This is a genomic window from Silvanigrella sp. (genome assembly GCF_044369315.1).
Taxonomy (GTDB): Bacteria; Bdellovibrionota_B; Oligoflexia; order Silvanigrellales; family Silvanigrellaceae; genus Silvanigrella.
This window is the reverse complement of the sequence record NZ_JBIPMD010000016.1, coordinates 1-18,657: the sequence shown is the minus strand read 5'-3', so window position 1 is coordinate 18,657 and position 18,657 is coordinate 1. Positions and strand designations below refer to the sequence as shown.

The following is an 18,657-nucleotide window of genomic DNA, read 5'->3' as shown; positions in this document are numbered from 1 at the left end:
AGCGGTGATTGCTAAGAATTTTTTTTTTAGCACAGTCGTTTTTATTTTTCTAGATCTCATGAAACATCACGACTTTTTTTGTATTTACTGATTATTAAATTGAGGGTGTGATGAATTTTAAAACATCAATAATGTGGTTTCGTCGTGATTTCAGATTTTTAGATAATGTTGCTTTAAGCAAAGCATCTTTTTTGTCTGAAAAAATTATTCCTGTTTTTATTTATGATGAAATTATTTTAAAAAAATTAAATAATAAAAAAGATAGACGAGTTCAATTTATTTTTGATTCCATAAATGAAATGAAGGAAGAATTAAATAATAATGGGAAAGGAATGATTATTATTTATGGGGATCCTATTATTGAAATTCCAAAAATGGCCTTAAAATATAATGTACAATGTGTTTTTACGAATGAAGATTATGAAGAATATGCAATTCAGAGAGATAAATTCGTAAAAAATAAATTGAAAGATCTTTATATTGAATTTAAGTCTTATAAAGATCAAGTTATTTTTGATAAAGAAGATATTTTAAAATCAAATAAACAACCTTACGTTGTTTTTACTCCATACAAAAATGAATGGTTAAAAAAAGTCAATGAGTCTCATTTTAAATTAAATTCGTTTGATATGAATAAAATGATTCCAAAGCAGTTGATAAATGATGATCTATTTGATTTTGATTTAAAAAAAATAGGTTTTCAAAATACAGATCTTTTGATCAAACCTGGAAGAAAAGCGGCCTTAACTTGTTTAAATCAATTTTCATCTAAAATAAATTTGTATGCGGAAGAAAGAGATTTTTTTGCGAAAAATGGAACTTCCTATTTATCCATGCACCTTCGTTTTGGAACCATTTCAATTCGAGAAGCCTTTCAATTTGCAAATCAATATCACTCTGAAGGGGCAAAAATATGGAAAAATGAACTTATTTGGCGTGAATTTTATAAAATGATTTTATTCCATTTTCCTCATGTAGAAAAAGGCGCATTTAAAAAAGAATGTGATTATATTAAATGGGAAAATAAGGAAGAATATTTTGAAAAATGGAAAAAAGGTTTAACCGGATTTCCAATAATTGATGCTGCTATGCGGTTTTTTAACGAAACAGGTTGGATGCACAATCGTTTAAGAATGATCGTAGCTTCTTTTTTAACAAAAGATCTATTAATTGATTATAAAAAAGGGGAAGAATATTTTGCCGAAAATCTTCTTGATTTTGATTTATCCTCGAATAATGGAGGATGGCAATGGAGTGCATCAACGGGTTGTGATGCGCAACCTTATTTCCGAATTTTTAACCCAGAAGCTCAGTCTATTAAATTTGATCCTTCGGGCGCATTTATAAAACATCATTGTCCTGAATTAATTGCATGTGACTCAAAACAAATACATTCCCCATATCAATATCAAAATAATATGTTTGTTAATTTAAAAAATTATCCAAAACCAATTGTTGAACATGATAAACAAAGATTAAAAGCAATTGCTTTGTTTAAAAAATGAATATCTAAAATATATGGCCTAAAGTAACTGTGCTGGTGCTTCCTCCAGTCCCAATTAAAGAGGCTTGGCCACAGGTAGATAAATTAAAATTAAGGGTTTCGGTACCTGTTTGAGTTCCACTAAATGTTGTTGTAATTGAGCCGCTAGAAGGATGAACACAACCTGATGTATAATTTAAATTTACAGAAGATGTCGCTGTATATTTTGCTAAATTGTGTTGTAAAACCACAGTTCCAGTTACGTTACCTCCACTGGTCACAGTTAAAGCTCCACTGTTAATGGTATGATCCCATAATGTTACTGTTTTTCCTTTTTTAGATGTCCCTGTTGCTGTTAAGTGAATACCATTTATTGTGATTGTTCTTGCTGGAAAAGATCCTGTAACAATAACAGTTGTGCCACCTGAAACTTGTGAACTATAGCCACTTGTGTTTGTCGTATCTAAAGTAACAGTTATTCCTGCTACATTTGTGCGCGTTGTTCCTGTTGAAAACGTTCGAGTAAAAGTTGCTGTTCCAGGAGGCCAGGAGGTGGAACAGGTACCTGAACTGTAAGTTAGTAGTTGGCTTCCATTCCAAGTAGCAGCAGAGCCACTAAAATTACAAGATGAATAAGTTAACGTCATGACACTGCCGGAACACAATGATGTTGATGGTGTAGGACAAGAGGTACCTGCATAAGATAATTTTTCTATAAAGTTTTCTTTTAAAAAATCAAATATATTTTTTTTATTATCAAAATAAGTTAAACTTCCACCAGTAGTGGAAGAGCTATAAGCTCCAGAAATGGCGCTATTAATAGACTCTGAAGGACTGCTGGAATCACTTGGATTCGTATCACCACTATCTTTTTTGCAACCATTTAGAATAGAAATCGTTATTAAAAAAATCGCTTTAATAATCAAATTTTTTTTACTATTCATAAAACCTCTTAAATTGAATGAAATGTTAAAAATTTATACTTAATTATTTTATTGCGAACTTTCAGCTGAAATTATAGCATTGTCCATTTTTTTGTTATTTGAGCCAAAGGAAAAAGTAGATTTATTATTAAATTGAAAAATATATTCATCTTGCTCAATATACCCAAAATTTTCTTTTAAATATCGGGCTTGTTTTTCTGGGGAAGTTTTTAATTTCACAATTTTTTCTTCTAAAGTTTGGTTTTGAATTTGAAGTTCCATGATGGTCTGATTTAAAACATCTTTTTCATTCAGCAATTCCATAAAGTTTGAAATTCCTGCTTTTCCAATAGCAATAGAGCCAATAATGAGCCATAGAACAATCACAACAACCCATCTTGCCAAAGTTTGAAATCTTTTGGAAAAAACAGTGGGTTGCATATTTTGTGTGTTCATATAAAATCCATCTAACAAATAGAAAACGGTAGCTTCAAAATCCATTGCTTTATTTTAGCACGAAAATAAAAATTTGTAGAATAAAATTGAAATATGAAAAATATTTTTAGATTAAAAAATGTCAATCTTATTTGATTTACTCCCATGCCACACTATCTTTTGGAAATTGACTAAGAAAAGGAATAGGATAAAGATTTGATATTTGCTCTAAACCCAGTAATAAGGAAATGACTCTATCAATTCCTAGTGCATTACCAGAGCAAGGGGGGAGTCCAAATTTCATGGCATTTTCAAATTGTAGATCAGACTTTAATTCGTTGCGAATTGTTTTTGTTTTTTGAAACCTTTCTTTTAAAACATGAGCATCATTTAATTCAAAATACCCATTACAAATTTCGACTCCGTTAATATAAGCTTCCAAACGTTCTACGTAAGGCTTATGTATTGTTTCGTTATTTGAATTTAAAGAGGTCTCTTGAGCTGCTAATGCACCCATTTGAATGGGATAATGGGTAACGAAACAAGCTTTTTGTTGCAAAAGAAAGGGTTCTATTTTTTCCATAAATAATTTATAAAATAAGCTATCCCAGTCATCGCTTTCTACAATGGAGTGACTTTGTAACTTTGCTTTTTCATAAAATAAATCTCTGTTTTGAACTTGCTCGAGATCAATAGATAAAATATCTTTAAATAATTTATCAACACGAAAAACAGGCCACTGTTTTGGAATATCTAAATGAGTTCCTAAAAATTCGGATAAAACCAAAACTAAATTTTGAGTATCTTCAATTAGAGTTCTTAAATTTGCATTTGCTCGATACCATTCTAACATAATGAATTCGGGTTCATGTTGTTTAGAAACTTCTCCGATATTTCGGTATGCACGAGAAAGCTGAAATATTTTTTCGGTTCCTTCTGTCATGATTTTTTTTAGAGCAAATTCTGGACTTGTTGGAAGTTGTAACTCCCATTTTTGACCGCGATGATCGATATAATTTGTAGCAAAAGGATTTAAATAGACTTCCATTCCACCGCTAGGAACCAGAGTCGGGGTTTCAATACACAAAAAACCTCTATTTTTAAAAAAAGAATGAACTCTCTCTAAAGAGCGGTTTCGTTGTTTAATGAGTTTTATTCTTGTTGATGCAGGAGAATGATAAAAATGAGAAATTTGAGTTTGATCATTCTGCTTTTGTTGTTTTAAAATGAAATCTTTAGAAGGAATTGGATTTGGAATGACAGCATTCTCCCATTCTTCTAAAGAATTTGTCTTTTGTAAAATTTCAGTTACCTTGATAAAGTAACAATCATCGTATTTAGATTCCGTATTTTCATTTAGTTTTAATATTTTACATCTAAATGTAATTAAATCTCCTTGGTTAAAAGAGGATTGGTTTAAATACTCACTTTTTCCAATAGGCCAAATAGCACCTGTTGCATCACAAAGCCCCATTTGATTTTCAATAAAAAAAACACGACCAGAGGAAAGTCTTTCTGTTACCGAATGGACTTTTCGAAGTTCGAATAAATTTTGTAAAACCAATTGATTTTTACTTTTGTAATTCATTTTGCAATTTTCTTACGTACAGGTTTTTTATTTGTTACTTTCGTTTTTCTAACGGATTTCTTTTTTCTAACATTTTTTTCTTTTGCTTTTTTTTCTTCGCTTTTTTGATGAAGCATTTTATAAATTTTATCAAATGCACTGCCATCTTCAAAGCGAGACTTTTTCTCATCCCAGTTACCAGCATGGAATCCTGTTAAAAGTTCGAAAGCTTCTTCTACTTTTGAAACGGGCCAAATATGAAATTGTTCTTTTTCAATGGCTTCACGAACTTCTCTATTTAACATCAAATGTTTGATATTTTGAACAGGAATAATACAGCCATGTCTTCCAGTTAATCCATGTAATTTACATGTTTTAAAGAACCCTTCTACTTTTTCATTTACACCACCGATAGGTTGTACTTCACCAAACTGATTTACAGAACCTGTTACTCCAATTCCTTGATCGATTGGAATATTTGCAATGGTTGATAAAATCAGACAGAGTTCTGCAAGAGTTGCTGAATCGCCATCGACACCATTGTAATTTTGTTCAAAACAAATTGTTGCTGCAATATTTGCGGGTGATTTTTTAGCAAAATTAGCATTAATCCAACTTGTTAATATACTCACACCTTTATTATGGAGTTTTCCAGATAATGAAGCATCTCTTTCAATATTTAAAATACCTGGTTTGCCTTTATAGGTGCGACAGGTAATTCTTGTTGGCACTCCAAAAGATAAATCTCCTAAAGAGTAAACAGCAAGGCCATTTATTTCACCAACTCTTCTCGATGTTGTTGAAATAATAATGTCTTTCCGTTCTAACATTTCTATAATGTGATCTTCAATTGCAGAGGATCTAGCGTAGCGTTCTTCGACTGCTTTTTCGACATCGGATCTTGTTACCTTTTTGCTTTTAGATTCTTTCGCCATGAAATCGGCTTCAATGGTAATGTCTTTTATTAAGCTAAAGCGGGTTGTTAATTTATCTTGATCATCAACAATACGGCTTCCAAACTCAACGATAGCAGCGATTCCACTTTCATCAAAAGGTAACAAATTTTCTACTTTTGTTCTTGTTGAAATAAATTCAACATAATCTTGAATGGTCTTTTGTGAACGATCCATTTGTGCATCAAAATCGGCTTTAATTTTAAAAATTTTATTAAAATCTTCATCATGTTGATAAAGCATTCGATAAATCCAGTCCGAACCAATTAAAATAATTTTAACATTTAATGGAATGGGCTCAGGTCTTAAACCGCTTGTGGCTAAAATACTGTATTGTTCACCTAAATCTTCGATAAAAAGTTTTTGGTTTTTTAATACTCGTTTTAAAGTATCCCATACTTGAGGTGCACGTAAGACATCTAATGCATTTAAAACAAGGTAACCGCCATTTGCACGAGCCAAAGATCCTGCTTTGATCATTTTAAAATCAGTTGTATAAACACCATATTCAATATTTTTTTCAATCTTTCCAAATAAATTATAAAAGGTTGGATTATTTTCAATGATGATCGGAGCGCCTTTTATTTCTGTATTATCAACAAAAACATTGATACGGTAAGGAAGATGGGGATCTCCCTTTTTTAAATGATAAGAAGTGGGAGCTACGGATTCTTCGCCTTCTGTTTCAGAATCATCTTCATCCGGTAAAAAATCATTTAAATTTTCTAATAAATGTTTTTTTACTTCGTCTAAATATTCAAGAACATTTTTTTGGGATTCATATTCTTTAAGAAAGGGAATTAAAGCTTGACTAACAACATAATCACCTAATTCAGATTGCAATTCTTCTAATTTATTTTTAGTATCATTTTCAATAGATCTTACTTTACGAGCAAAATCTAGAACTTCAGGTTCTAATAAATTTCTTTCGGCTTCTATTTTTTCTTTTTGTTCATCATTTAATTCAGAGTAATCTTTTTCGCTTAAAGGTTTTCCTTCAATGATAGGTACCGTAACAATACCCATTCGAGTCGATTTTACTCCAAAGTTTTTAGTTTTTGCCGCTTTTTCAAGTTCACTAAATAATTTTGCTTTTTTTTCATTACTGGCATTAACAGTTGAATTTACGTTTGTTTCATATTCTTCAGATTGAAAAGCATCAACAAGTTCAACGGTGAGTTGTTCCATTAACTCATCCATTTGTTTTTTAAAACGTTTTGCTATTCCTGTTTTTAATTCCATTGTGTGTGGAGATTCTGGATTTTTAAAATTGTAAACATAAATCCAATCGCCTGGAGTCGGGCAACGTTCTGCTGTTTTTTTAAGAAAGGAACGTATTACACTTGTTTTGCCTGTTCCTTGAACTCCAGCAACATAAATATTGTAGCCAGGTTTTTGGATTCCCAAGCCCAGATTAATTGCTCTTACAGCTCTTACTTGAGAAATAATGTCATAGTTTGGTTCCGATTTTTTATGTTTATCTATTTCAACAAGTTTTTGATCACAAGTACGATAAACTTCTTCAGTGGAGAGGCGGCGAAAGCGTTGTGAACTTCTTTGGATTTTTAAATTAACAGGGAAGTTTTTCTCTCTTTGCTCAAGAATTTTTTGAGTGAGTGAGGTTGCTGTATCCGTAGTTTTAGTTTTTTTCATTCCGTCCTCTTTCTGATACAAATATCGCACTGCATACAACGCCAAAGGTTTTTTGTAGCCCCCTGAATAGCGCGAGAAGCAAAAAATTCGAAACTTGCAGATAATCTGCATGTTGTTGATGTAGATAACTTATCAAGTTCGCGCAAGCTCGCGTGAAAATGACTTCGAGCTGAAATATATCTGGGTATTTCCTTTTGTAAATGAATATAGCCATTTTTCAATATTACTCCATTTTTGGCATCATCCTGATTTATTTTAGCAAATGATAACATTTTTTGATCTTGATAGTACAAAAAAACTTGCTCGCACGTTTCTTGTGTGAGTTCACATGCATCATGCAACATTTTCAAAGGGATGATTGTTTGAGCTCCTTTTAATACAAGCCAACATTTTTCAACAAGAGTAACTAAACCTTCTAATACTTTTCTACGTTTTGTCATTCCTTCTGGAAGAATAGCTAGTATATCCGCAAAACTTTTATTTTGCGTTAACTTAACATGAAAATACGATTCGCCAGAACGTGTGTCTTCTAAGATATTGCAAATTCTTAAACCTGCAAAAATATTATCTAGTTTTTTTTCTTTATTATCTGTTTTTTTTGATTTTGTAAGCTCTAATAAATTTTGTTTAGGAACAAAAGAGCTTTCACCAAATGAATTTGGCATATATCTCATAAATTGAGCACATTGTTCTAAAAATAAAGAAGGTTCAGGAAAAGAAGATTTAAATTGATATTCTCTTCGAATGGGATCGGCACCTGTCCAAAGTAACACGCCTTTTGAAGGTTCTCCACTTCGACCCGCTCTTCCTAACATTTGAAAAAATTCTTCTATGTTACTTGGAAATCCAAAAACAACAACCAATTGTATTCCTGCTACATCAACACCCATACCAAATGCCGTTGTTGCACAAACAACAATTTTTTGAGTGGCTTCTTGCACATATTGCTCTACATTTTTCCGCTCATTTTTAGGAAGCCCTGCATGGTAAACAACGGAGTGTATTTTTAATTTTTTTAATTTTCGTGTGGACTCTTCGCATAATAAACGACTTTGAAAATAAACTAACGTTTTATTTGATTCTGTTTTTTGTAGAATTTGTACTAATTTTTCCCACTGTTCTGCATTTGAAAAAACACGATTGCTTTCAACAACGATATTTTCTCCTAAAGGATTTGAAGTGTATTCAAACACATTCGTATTTTCTGGAAAAACTTTTTTTATAATATCAAGTCTACTATTGCGTCCCGCGGTTGCTGTTAATGCTAATATTCTTGGCAATTGCAATTTGGATAAATATTTTCCAATTTCAGAATATTCAGGTCTGAAATTATGTCCCCAGGAAACGACACAATGTGCTTCATCGACGACAGCCATGCTTAAATTCATTTTTGAAATGGCATTTAAAAAAGAAGGTAACACAAAACGTTCCGGAGAAGCGAAAATAATTTTAGCCTCTCCTGTTTTTATTTTTTTCCAGGCTTGTTTTCTTTCCTCTTCGGATTGTTCCGAAGTAAAAACAGCACAGCATATGTTTGCATTTTCCATGCGTCGTTCCTGATCCCTCATTAATGAAATGAGAGGACTGATAACAAGAACGGGCTTATCTTCAAAAAATAATGCTGGTAAGCTATACAATAATGTTTTTCCAGCACCTGTCGGAAGTGTTGCTAATACAAATTTCTTATCATGAATTTGTGCCAAGACTTCTCTTTGGGCAGGGCGCAGGCTTGTTAAGGAGAAGTTTTTTTTAGCAAATTCTTCACATTTTTCTACAAATTCAGATTCCATAAGCTCCACTCATCACGTTCGAACCTATTTACGATGGTTTTGCAAAGGAGTACAGTACTTGAGGAAGATGTTTTTAATTTTCTATTGAATGAGTATAAAATGAAGTTTATTTATAAAGTTTTAGTCTTATCTTTGGCGGGAGTGATTCTTGGAGGAATAACCGTCTTTTTTTTGTTAAAAGAAACAAATCAAAAGACAATGGTGAATACACCAAGTTCCTCTAAGGTAACAGAAGCAGATTGGAAACAACTTCAATCACTCAATTCAATTTCTGGAAATATTCCAGATGAACTTAGGCCCTTAAATGGAACTACAATTAAAATTCCTGGATTTATCATTCCGCTTGAAGATAACCAAGATTTTGTTAATGAATTTTTATTTGTTCCTTCTCCTATGGCGTGTATTCATGTCCCTCCTCCGCCACCAAATCAAATTATTCATGTCAAAATGGCATCTGGTAAAAAAGCAAAAATGACATACGGGCCTGTTTGGCTCATAGGAAAATTTGTGATTTCAGAAAATAGCGGAAAAAAAATCAAAACTTCGTTTGAAATGATTGGTTCCTATACTCAGCCCTATATGTAAAATAATTGAATTATAATAGAATAAATTGCATTTTATTTTTTTTATTAAATTCCGATATTCACATAAATCTCAAGGATGGGTTTTTATGTTCACAAAAAAAGGAATTAAATTTAAAATTTTATTATATTGTGGTTTTTCTGTAGTCATTTTCTCCGTTTTTTTAGTTTGGTTGAGTAATTTATATTGGAACGTTTTATTAAATGATAAAAAAGAAAAACTCCAAAATATTGTTGAAATTGGATCCTCTCTTGTAAAAGGTTATATTGATCAAGAAAAAAAAGGAACTTTATCAAAAGAACAAGCACAAGCAAGGGCAAAAGCAGATTTAAATGTCATTCGATATTCTGGAAAAGAATATATTTTTGTTACAAATACAGAAGCCTATCAAGTTTTAAATCCTGTAAAACCAGAATTAAGTGGAAAAGATATGTCTGGCTTTGCAGATCCGACTGGATTAAAGCTGTATGTAGAAATTGCGAATTTAGCAAAAAAAAGTGGTTCTGGTTATATTTATTATATGTTTCCTAAAGCAGGTTCTACCGTGCCATCTAAAAAATTATCCTATATAAATTATTTTCCAGAATGGAATTGGATTGTTGGTACAGGACTATATATGGATGATGCTTATGCTGCCATGAATGAATTTTTAGGGATTCTTTTAATTGCTTGTGTGTTTTGTATTGTTACTTTAGTAATTCTTGGAATTTATTTTGCAAACTCTGTTGAAAAACCCTTAACTGAAGTTTGCAAGACTTTATTACAAGCTTCTGCTGGTTTATTAGGAAAATGTGAACAATTAAAATTATCAAGTTCGAGTGTTAAAAAATATTCTAAAGAACAAGAATCTTCCATTCAATCTACTGCAGCCGCTATTTCTGAAATTACAAGTATGATTGGGAAAACCACAGAACTTACAGGAAATTCAGCTAAATTAGCAAATGATATTTCTATGAAGGCTGAAGACGGTGAAGTTTCAATGAAAAATATGATTTCATCTATGCAAGGAATTCATGAAGCAAGCTCAAGATTAAAAGAAATAGAAAGTATTATTAATGAAATTGAAACAAAAACAAAAGTAATCACAAAAATTGTTGCGAAAACAGAATTGCTTTCTTTAAATGCTTCGATTGAAGCAGCTCGCGCAGGGGAGCATGGGAAGGGTTTCTCTGTGGTTGCAGAAGAAGTTGGAAATTTAGCTCATACGAGTGGAAAATCATCGAATGAAATTAGAACATTACTTCAAAAAAGTAGAGAAGAAGTGCAACGTATTCTTGTACAAGCTCTTGAAAAAGTAGAAGATGGTCAAAAAAGAACGACTAAAGTTTCGGAGTCTTTTACAGATATTGTTCAAGGAATTAAAGAAATAAATCATCAAATGGGTCAAGTATCTGATGCAACAAAAGAACAAGAAATAGGTGTGAAACAGATATCAAATGCAATGGGACAGTTAGATCAGCTTGCTTTTAAAAATACGGGTGAGTCTGAAAAATCATTAGAAGCAACAGAATCCATTTCAAAAGAAAGTAACAATCTAAAAGAAGTGGTCCATAAGACTGAGAGTGTTGTGTATGGAGTTGGAAAAAAAATTAGACATAAGTAGCTAATATTATTATTTATATTTGTTTTTATTCAATATAATCTCAATTTTCCCGATGAAATGATGTAGTTGTTTTTATGAGGACTGCATTATGTCAAATAATCGTGGAATAAAATTTAAAATTCTTTTAAATAGCCTTTTGTCTGTATTCATATTTGCAATGTTCCTCGTATATATTTCTAATATCTATTGGAATGAATTATTAGATTCTAAAAAAGAAAAGTTGCAAAATATTGTCGAAGTGGGTTCAACCATTGTATCTCATTTTATAGATTTAGAAAAAAAGTCCATTTTACCTAAAGAAGAAGCTCAAAATAGAGCAAAAGACACCATAAATTCTATTCGCTATTCAGGAAAAGAATATATTTTTATTACAAATACGAAAGCCTATCAAGTTTTAAACCCAGTTAAACCGGAATTAAGTGGAAAAGATATGTCAGGTTTTACAGATCCAAATGGGGTAAAATTATTTGTTGAAATAGCAAATGTCGCAAAAAAATCGGGTAAAGGGTATGTCGAGTATATGTTTCCTAAAGCAGGTTCCACTACTCCGAGTAAAAAACTATCTTATGTGAATTATTTTCCAGAATGGGACTGGATCATTGGTACTGGACTATATATGGATGATGCTTATGAAGCCATGACTCGATTTCTTGAAATTTTATTATTTGCATGTTTATTTTGTATCGCTACGTTAATATTTATAGGTATCTATTTTGCAAATTCTGTTGTTAAACCATTAACAGAAGTCTGTCTTTCTTTGTTAAATTCATCTGAATCTTTATTTAATAAAAGTAACGAATTAAAAAATTCTAGTAGCAGCGTTATTAAATATTCAAAAGAGCAAGAGTCTTCTATTCAAACAACAGCAGCTGCTATTTCAGAAATTACAAGCATGATTGGAAAAACTACAGAATTGACTTCAAATTCAGCAACACTCGCAAACAATATTTCTGGTAAAGCAGAAGATGGCGAAGTTTCTATGAAGAATATGATTACTTCAATGCAAGGGATTCATGAAGCAAGTTCAAAATTAAAAGAAATTGAAAATATTATCAATCAGATTGAGAGTAAAACTCAGGTGATTAATAAAATTGTTTCTAAAACAGAACTTTTATCATTAAATGCTTCTATTGAAGCAGCTCGAGCAGGAGAACATGGTAAGGGTTTCTCAGTTGTGGCTGAAGAAGTGGGTAATCTTGCTCATATGAGTGGGAAATCTTCCAGTGAAATACAAGCTCTATTGCAAAGAAGTAGAGAAGAAGTACAACGTATTTTAGTACAAACAATTGATCGTGTTGAAGATGGCCAGAAAAGAACTTTAAAAGTATCCGCCGCATTTTCTGATATTGTGAATGGAATTAAAGAGATCAATTTTCAAATGGGTCAAGTCTCCGATGCAACAAAGGAACAAGAAATTGGTGTGAAACAAATTTCAGTTGCTATGGGACAACTCGATCAGCTTGCCTTAAAAAATACAGTGGAGTCAGAAAATTCATTGAAATCCACTGAAGATATTTCAACCGAGAGCAATAATTTAAATGAAATTGTTGAAAAAACAGAAATTGTTATCTTTGGTAACGTTAAAAAATTAAAGTAATTGATTTATATTTATTTAATATAAATTTTCTGTTTTTTAATTAAAAATGAATTCTCGATAATTATTTAGTAATTAACATAGCATAAAAAAAGGTTGCTAAAATCAAATCGAGATGAGTAATAATGCCAATAAATAAACTTCGCTCTGATAATTCAAACATTGTTCTAAACATAACTAACCTAACAAGAGGGTTCACTGCTTCACTTCTGAGTGCTCCAATATCGCGCCATATACGTGCATTTTCAAATTTAAATAAGTGATCGCGATGATAACTAGCAGGATAATATTCCTTTTGTAAATTTAATTTAGCAATTAGGGCTTCATTCCATATTCGTAACGTTTTATTTAAAAACATAATGAAAAATATAAATCCAGCAACATGATATCGAGAAAATTCGTAGCTTATTAAAAAATGACTCGAAAAAAACAAAGAAATCATTAAAAGTACAACTATAATTCGGGGCCAAAAATTCATAAAAAATTCAAAGATATTTTCCTGAAAGTTTTCAATTTTTGACATAGATCTATGATTAAATTTAAAATTCCACATAAGAGCATCGATTGTACACCACGTGATTAGGCAAAAGGCAATAATGTCCAAGCGGATTAAATAATTTCCGCTATTATAAATAGGGACGCTCATGAATAATAGTGCTAATGCAATATAACATCTAAAATCGGTTTTTGAAATTTCAAATTTATTATTTTGATTGGGATGGGCTAGGTTGTTCAATAGTTTTTGATTCGCATCCTGAGCTTGATACTGCATTGAAATGGAGCCGCCCTGCAATAGGCCAAGTTCAAACCTCCACTTCTTAATTCTTGGGATACTTGTCCTCCAATCATAAGTGGAAGCCAGTCGAAGAATCCCTGCAATTATTGTAATAAGAGAAGCATATAAAAGGGAGATATTTAATTTTTCGGTTAAAACAATTGTTAAGGTTACAAAAGGGGTTTTGTCTGCCCCCATTCTTAAAATATAAAAAAATTTATTAATTACCTTAATTTTATATGGAAAAATGAGAGTGCGCCAATGAAAATAATTAAATAAATACGCGCCATAAAAGGACATTTTTCCAGCAAAATACACTGAAAATAATGAGAGTATTGAAATTCCGATAAAGGATTCCAATAATATATTATTGATTAAACTTACAATCATAAATTATTGGTTCAGAGCCATCAGGGCTTTTGATTAAATTTTCATCTCGAGCAATCATAACTGGAGGATGATTTGTTTCATTTAAAAGAATAACGCCACAATGAGGACATTTTACTTCGACATGAGCATCATTTTTAGCTCCAGACTCAAAAACTAAATGAAAACGTCTTTTACAAGTCGCATTATCAATTAATCGTTTTTCATATTTCATGTTGTTAGATCTATTCTCCATAAAATCCTCCTATCAAAAAGGCTATCAGCGGCTTGTTTGTAACGCAAGATACAAGTAGGCTCAAGGTTCGGCGAATTTGTTTTTCGCATTTGACATTGGAGGAAGAAATGAACCACGCAAAAATTCTTGCTGGCAAACGTGGTATTGTATTTGGCGTTGCAAACAATAAATCTATTGCATGGGCTTGCGCACAAATTTGTGCCGAACAAGGAGCACAACTCGCTTTTAATTTTTTAGGAGATGCGCAAGAAAAACGTGTGCGTGAACTTGTAAAAGAGCTTCCTGAATCTATTGTATTACCTTGTGATGTATCAAAAGATGAGCAAATAGAGTCTTTTTACAGCAATATTCAAAAACAATGGGATTCTATCGATTTTATCATACACTCCGTTGCTTTTACTGAAAAAGAAAATTTAAAAGAAAAATTCATGGTTGTGACAAGAGAGTCTTTTGCATCCACTTTAGATATTTCTGCTTATTCTCTTGTAGCTATAACACGTGCTGCTTTACCTCTTATGAAAAAAGGCGGGAGCGTAATTACAATGTCCTATTATGGGGCTGAAAAAGTTGTTCCTCGTTATAATGTAATGGGTGTTGCAAAAGCGGCATTAGAATCTTGCGCAAAATATTTAGCCTATGATCTTGGTGATGTTGGCATCCGCGTAAATGCAATTAGTGCGGGTCCTATTCGTACTTTATCTTCAAGTGCTATTCCAGGTATTAAAGAAATGCTGGATAATGCTCATAAGCATGCACCTTTAAAAAGAAATGTAACAACAGACGATGTTGCTCGTTCCGCTCTCTATTTGTTATCCGATCTTTCTTCTGGGGTAACTGGTGAAGTTTTACATGTGGATTGTGGTTATAATACCCTTGGCATGTTTTCAGCAGTTGAGTAGTTGATGGCCATTCTGCATAAATTAGATCGATTAATTGCCAATGAAATAATAACGCTGACGTTTGTGATTACCGCAAGCCTCAGCTCTGTTATGATCATGGCTAAAATTCCTCGTTATGCTCAAGTGCTTTTTTCAGCTCCTGATACGGGAACAACTTTTTTAATGTTGTTACTCATGATTCTTCCCTCAATTATTAAATTTACTGTTCCTATTTCTTTATTAATTTCAGCTTCTCTTGTTACGATAAGAATGGCTGCTGATAGAGAGCTTGAAGCTTGGATGGCTAGTGGTGTGAGTATTTTAAGACTTTCAGCTATGCCTTCTTTTATTGGCCTAATTGTTATGGTGATTTCATTATTTAGCGCTCTTATTTTTGAGCCTTATTCAAATAAACAATTTGAAAAATTTAAATGGGTTCAATCACGAAAAGCTGTAGAAGAGTTGATAAAAGATTCTTTGCGTGAAAAATCATTTAATAAAAGTAAAGTTTTAGATTCGGATAGAGTAAATATACTTTTATATATTCAAGATATTTCAAAAGATCGATCCGAATTTAAAAATGTTTTTCTCTCTGCAAAAACAAGTTCTGAAAAATATTATTCTGCTATTGTTTCAAGTACTGGAAGTTTAAAAAAGAAATTAAATGCAGGGTTCCCTGATTATATATTTTCCCTTAATAAGGGAACAGCATACTCTATAAAGCACTCTGATAAATCAATCTCTTATTATTTAAAAGAAAATCCAGATTCATTTCAATTACAAAAAAAAGATATGAAACATAAAGATTTTCTTTTATTTCCAAATCCTTCAGATTTTACTATAACTTACTTTTCAGAAATGAATATTTCATTAGTTAATACTTTAAAAAATAAATTTAAAGGTGATGTGAATTTTACTGAAAATACCAATCAGCTCTATCCCATTGCCTATTTTGAAATGCTTGAAAAAGAAAAAGAGAAAAATCCAGATTGGAGCAAAGATTCAAAAATAATAGATAAATTAATATTTATTTTTAAACAAATATCAGTTCCTATTTCAACTATATTTTTACCAATTATTGGCATTTGTCTTGGAATTCAAGATCCAAGAAGAAAACAATTTGGAGTTTATTTAGGTATAGGTATTGTAGTTTTTGTTCTTTATGCATCTATTTCTGTTTGTCAGCAATTGGCTTTAAATTTTGTACTGCCTCCTTTTTTCATGCTATTTATTTCTCCTATTGCTTTGATTATCATAATAGCTTTACTTTTAAGATGGCGTTTACGACATCCACCCTCTACAGGCTTTATCGCATTTGTTAGAGATGATTTATTAAAAATAAAAATCTTCTCAAAAAAAGGATAAAAGATGCGAATTTGGTGGTATATTGCTTCGCAATATTTAAAAACAGTATTAAATATTTTATTATTTTCTTTGGGTATTTATTTTATTATAACTTACATGGAAGAGAGTCAGCATTATTTTGATGGCTATGAAGTTTCCAACAAAATTAAATTTTTATATTATTTTTGGCAAATTCCAGGAATAACAATTCAATTGATGCCTTTTGCAGTATTAATTGGCGGCATCCTTACCAATTGGATGCTTGCCAAACATGGAGAAATCTCGGCACTGCGAGCCGCTGGGCTTTCTATGATGAAAATTTCAATTCCATTAATTTTTGTTGGTTTCTTTTTTACTTTAGCTCAATTTATGATAAGTGAGCTCATTCTCCCTGTGAGTTCAACTCATTATCAAAGAATTCGGAAGGTTGATGTCGAAAGAAAAGAAAATGAGGTCGTTTTTACGGAAAGCACTTGGCTAAAAGCAAAAGGTACGGTATTACATTTTGAGAAATACAATGAACAAAAACAAGAATTATTTAATGTTGAATATTTTAAATGGGAAAACCAAAGTAGTTTAAAACAAATTGTTCATGCAAAGTCAGGTTATTTTGATGAAAATATTGGAAATTGGGTATTGCGAAACGCAATTGTTACAAACTTTGATATTTCTTCTTCTATTTCTAAAACGGAAGTAAAGCCTATATATGTGACAAATGTGGATTTTGCACCACCCAAGGTTTTAAACCAATCTAGTGAATCGAATCAGTTAAGTTATTGGCAATTAAATAAAATTATTGAAGATGCTCAGGCAGCGGGAACAAATGTTTCGGATCGTATTGTAGATCTTTATTTTAAGCTAAGTTCCCCATTTGCAAATTTGCTTTTTGTGTTTTTAACAATTCCTTTTGCTTTACGTAAAGAAAGGCAAGAAGAAAAATATATCGGAATTGTAATTTGTTTAGTAACAGCTCTAGTTTATTGGTTTGGTAATTTAGCACTAAGAAGTTTTGCTATTAAAGGAAGTTTAAATCCATTATTAGCTGCATGGATAATGAATATTTTAGTTATATTTTTGAGTTATATGCTAATTCGGAAATTGGATAAAGGACAGTAAATATGTTTGAATTGAATTCCATTCTTGAAGCGGTCTCGAAAGGAAAAATGAATGTTGAAAAGGCAAAATCATTAATAGAAAAAAATTATGTCTTAAGGAAACAAAGAAAAGAGAACTCTTTTGATAATGCTTCAAATCCAAATCATGTAAATAAAGAAGAAACACAAGAGGGATTAAAAACGGCATTTGAAAAACTTAAAAAAACAGTAAATATTGAAGAATTATTAAAGATTTCTAGTAATCTTGTTCATCAAATATCTGAAAATATGCCGCAAATTGATAAAATTCAGGAAAATATATCTAATAATTTACAACCTTTTGGGTTTTCACCAAATATCTCTGGTCTTGATTCTAAGCTTTCTGTATTTCGTGCTTTTCATGTAAGTGATGATAGTAGTGTAAAAGAAAATCAAGTGGTCGGTTCCCAGTGGTTTGGAGTTAATTTTTCGGAAAGCTCTGAAATTAAAAATAATAAATTTACAGCGGTTCAGTTTTCCGAATTGGCTATCATTCGTTCTGACTTTTGTAATTCTAATTTTAGTTTAGCAAGATTAAGTAATGTAACTCTGCAAGAAGCACGTTTAGAAAATAATAAGTTTTCTCGTTCTGCTTTATCCGATGTAACAATATCAGAATCCGATTTCACAGAAAATCATGTTGTTAAATCAGACTTCTCAGAAACAAGAATTCATGGAAGTCGTTTAAATCGAATGATTTTTACAAACGTAAATTTTCATGATTGCGAATTTGAAGATTGTGATATTCAGGGAATTGAATTTGAAGATTGTAAATTTAAAGAATGTCTATTTTCTAAATTGCATTTATCTTTAAAAGAACCAATTAAAATATCAGGATGTAGCAGTATTGGGAAAAACTTCACAGGCTGTCACACAGCTGAAGAGTTTCTAGAAATATTAAACTCACCAAATCCAGAAACTCGTCATTAATTCTTGCAGTATACTAAGTTTTTTCAGATAAATAAAATTATCTTTGAAGCCATCTCTATTTTTGGGTATGAGTAATAGAGAAGGCTGCTAGGTAGTCTTTGTTTATAATTTGGAGGTTCCTAATGACAATTAAGATTGGTATTAATGGTTTTGGTCGTATTGGCCGCTGTATATTAAGAGCATTAAAAAATGAGCGTGATATCGAAGTTTGTCTCATAAATGATCTAACAGATGCAAAAACTTTAGCACATCTTTATAAATACGATTCTGTTCATGGAAAAGCACAACAACAAGTAGATCATAAAGACAATGCTTTGGTAATAGATGGAAAAACAATTCCAATTACAGCAGTGCGCAATCCAGCGGAAATTCCTTGGGGAGCAAATGGAATT

General features: G+C 31.5%; 16 protein-coding genes. 9 read left to right on the top strand and 7 right to left on the bottom strand.

Annotation, left to right across the window (positions count from 1 at the left end):
* Positions 1-110 precede the first annotated feature (110 nt).
* Positions 111-1,505, top strand: coding sequence for a cryptochrome/photolyase family protein (locus tag ACIQ56_RS02880; RefSeq protein ID WP_397599575.1), 1,395 nt, complete (start codon positions 111-113; stop codon positions 1,503-1,505).
* Between the two features lie 4 nt (positions 1,506-1,509).
* On the opposite strand, the gene ACIQ56_RS02875 is transcribed toward ACIQ56_RS02880, so the two are convergent.
* The 5 genes from ACIQ56_RS02875 to ACIQ56_RS02855 form a co-directional block, all read right to left on the bottom strand.
* Entirely contained in the window at positions 1,510-2,427 is a 918-nt protein-coding gene (locus tag ACIQ56_RS02875; protein ID WP_397599574.1) for a hypothetical protein, read from the bottom strand.
* A gap of 48 nt (positions 2,428-2,475) precedes the next feature.
* A complete protein-coding gene (locus ACIQ56_RS02870; RefSeq protein WP_153418606.1) occupies positions 2,476-2,862 on the bottom strand; it encodes a septum formation initiator family protein in 387 nt (128 codons plus the stop codon).
* A 136-nt stretch (positions 2,863-2,998) separates the two neighbouring features.
* Complete coding sequence (locus tag ACIQ56_RS02865; protein ID WP_397599573.1) at positions 2,999-4,429, bottom strand: amino acid--tRNA ligase-related protein; 1,431 nt, start codon at positions 4,427-4,429, stop codon at positions 2,999-3,001.
* A complete protein-coding gene (locus tag ACIQ56_RS02860) occupies positions 4,426-7,014 on the bottom strand; it encodes a Lon protease family protein (protein WP_397599572.1) in 2,589 nt (862 codons plus the stop codon). Before ACIQ56_RS02860 ends, ACIQ56_RS02865 begins: the two co-directional genes overlap by 4 nt.
* Positions 7,011-8,804: a RecQ family ATP-dependent DNA helicase gene (locus ACIQ56_RS02855; RefSeq protein WP_397599571.1), complete on the bottom strand. Its 1,794-nt coding sequence runs from the start codon at positions 8,802-8,804 to the stop codon at positions 7,011-7,013. The genes ACIQ56_RS02860 and ACIQ56_RS02855 overlap by 4 nt, the downstream gene beginning before the upstream one ends.
* Positions 8,805-8,903: 99 nt before the next feature.
* On the opposite strand from ACIQ56_RS02855, the gene ACIQ56_RS02850 reads away from it, so the two are divergent.
* The 3 genes from ACIQ56_RS02850 to ACIQ56_RS02840 all read left to right on the top strand — a co-directional run bounded on the left by ACIQ56_RS02850 (position 8,904) and on the right by ACIQ56_RS02840 (position 12,586).
* Positions 8,904-9,389: a DUF3299 domain-containing protein gene (locus tag ACIQ56_RS02850; RefSeq protein ID WP_397599570.1), complete on the top strand. Its 486-nt coding sequence runs from the start codon at positions 8,904-8,906 to the stop codon at positions 9,387-9,389.
* A gap of 85 nt (positions 9,390-9,474) precedes the next feature.
* Entirely contained in the window at positions 9,475-10,989 is a 1,515-nt protein-coding gene (locus ACIQ56_RS02845) for a methyl-accepting chemotaxis protein (RefSeq protein WP_397599569.1), read from the top strand.
* Between the two features lie 88 nt (positions 10,990-11,077).
* Positions 11,078-12,586 carry a methyl-accepting chemotaxis protein gene (locus ACIQ56_RS02840; RefSeq protein WP_397599568.1) on the top strand — a complete coding sequence of 503 codons (1,509 nt, stop codon included), beginning with the start codon at positions 11,078-11,080 and terminating at the stop codon, positions 12,584-12,586.
* Positions 12,587-12,647: 61 nt separating this feature from the next.
* Here the strand turns inward: ACIQ56_RS02840 and ACIQ56_RS02835 are convergent, their stop codons facing one another.
* Together ACIQ56_RS02835 and ACIQ56_RS02830 are read right to left on the bottom strand one after the other, a co-directional pair.
* Positions 12,648-13,658 (bottom strand): hypothetical protein, encoded by a 1,011-nt coding sequence (locus ACIQ56_RS02835; protein ID WP_397599567.1) that lies wholly within the window; start codon positions 13,656-13,658, stop codon positions 12,648-12,650.
* Between the two features lie 67 nt (positions 13,659-13,725).
* A complete protein-coding gene (locus ACIQ56_RS02830) occupies positions 13,726-13,980 on the bottom strand; it encodes a hypothetical protein (RefSeq protein WP_397599566.1) in 255 nt (84 codons plus the stop codon).
* A 107-nt stretch (positions 13,981-14,087) separates the two neighbouring features.
* Here ACIQ56_RS02830 and ACIQ56_RS02825 point away from each other — a divergent pair, with 107 nt between their 5' ends.
* The 5 genes from ACIQ56_RS02825 to ACIQ56_RS02805 all read left to right on the top strand — a co-directional run.
* Positions 14,088-14,879, top strand: coding sequence for an enoyl-ACP reductase (locus ACIQ56_RS02825; protein ID WP_397599565.1), 792 nt, complete (start codon positions 14,088-14,090; stop codon positions 14,877-14,879).
* A gap of 3 nt (positions 14,880-14,882) precedes the next feature.
* Positions 14,883-16,223: an LptF/LptG family permease gene (locus tag ACIQ56_RS02820; RefSeq protein ID WP_397599564.1), complete on the top strand. Its 1,341-nt coding sequence runs from the start codon at positions 14,883-14,885 to the stop codon at positions 16,221-16,223.
* A gap of 3 nt (positions 16,224-16,226) precedes the next feature.
* A complete protein-coding gene (locus ACIQ56_RS02815) occupies positions 16,227-17,318 on the top strand; it encodes an LptF/LptG family permease (RefSeq protein ID WP_397599563.1) in 1,092 nt (363 codons plus the stop codon).
* 2 nt (positions 17,319-17,320) lie between these two features.
* A complete protein-coding gene (locus ACIQ56_RS02810; RefSeq protein WP_397599562.1) occupies positions 17,321-18,265 on the top strand; it encodes a pentapeptide repeat-containing protein in 945 nt (314 codons plus the stop codon).
* Between the two features lie 122 nt (positions 18,266-18,387).
* Positions 18,388-18,657, top strand: a 270-nt coding sequence (locus ACIQ56_RS02805) for a glyceraldehyde 3-phosphate dehydrogenase NAD-binding domain-containing protein (protein WP_397599561.1), incomplete at its 3' end; no start/stop codon positions are given.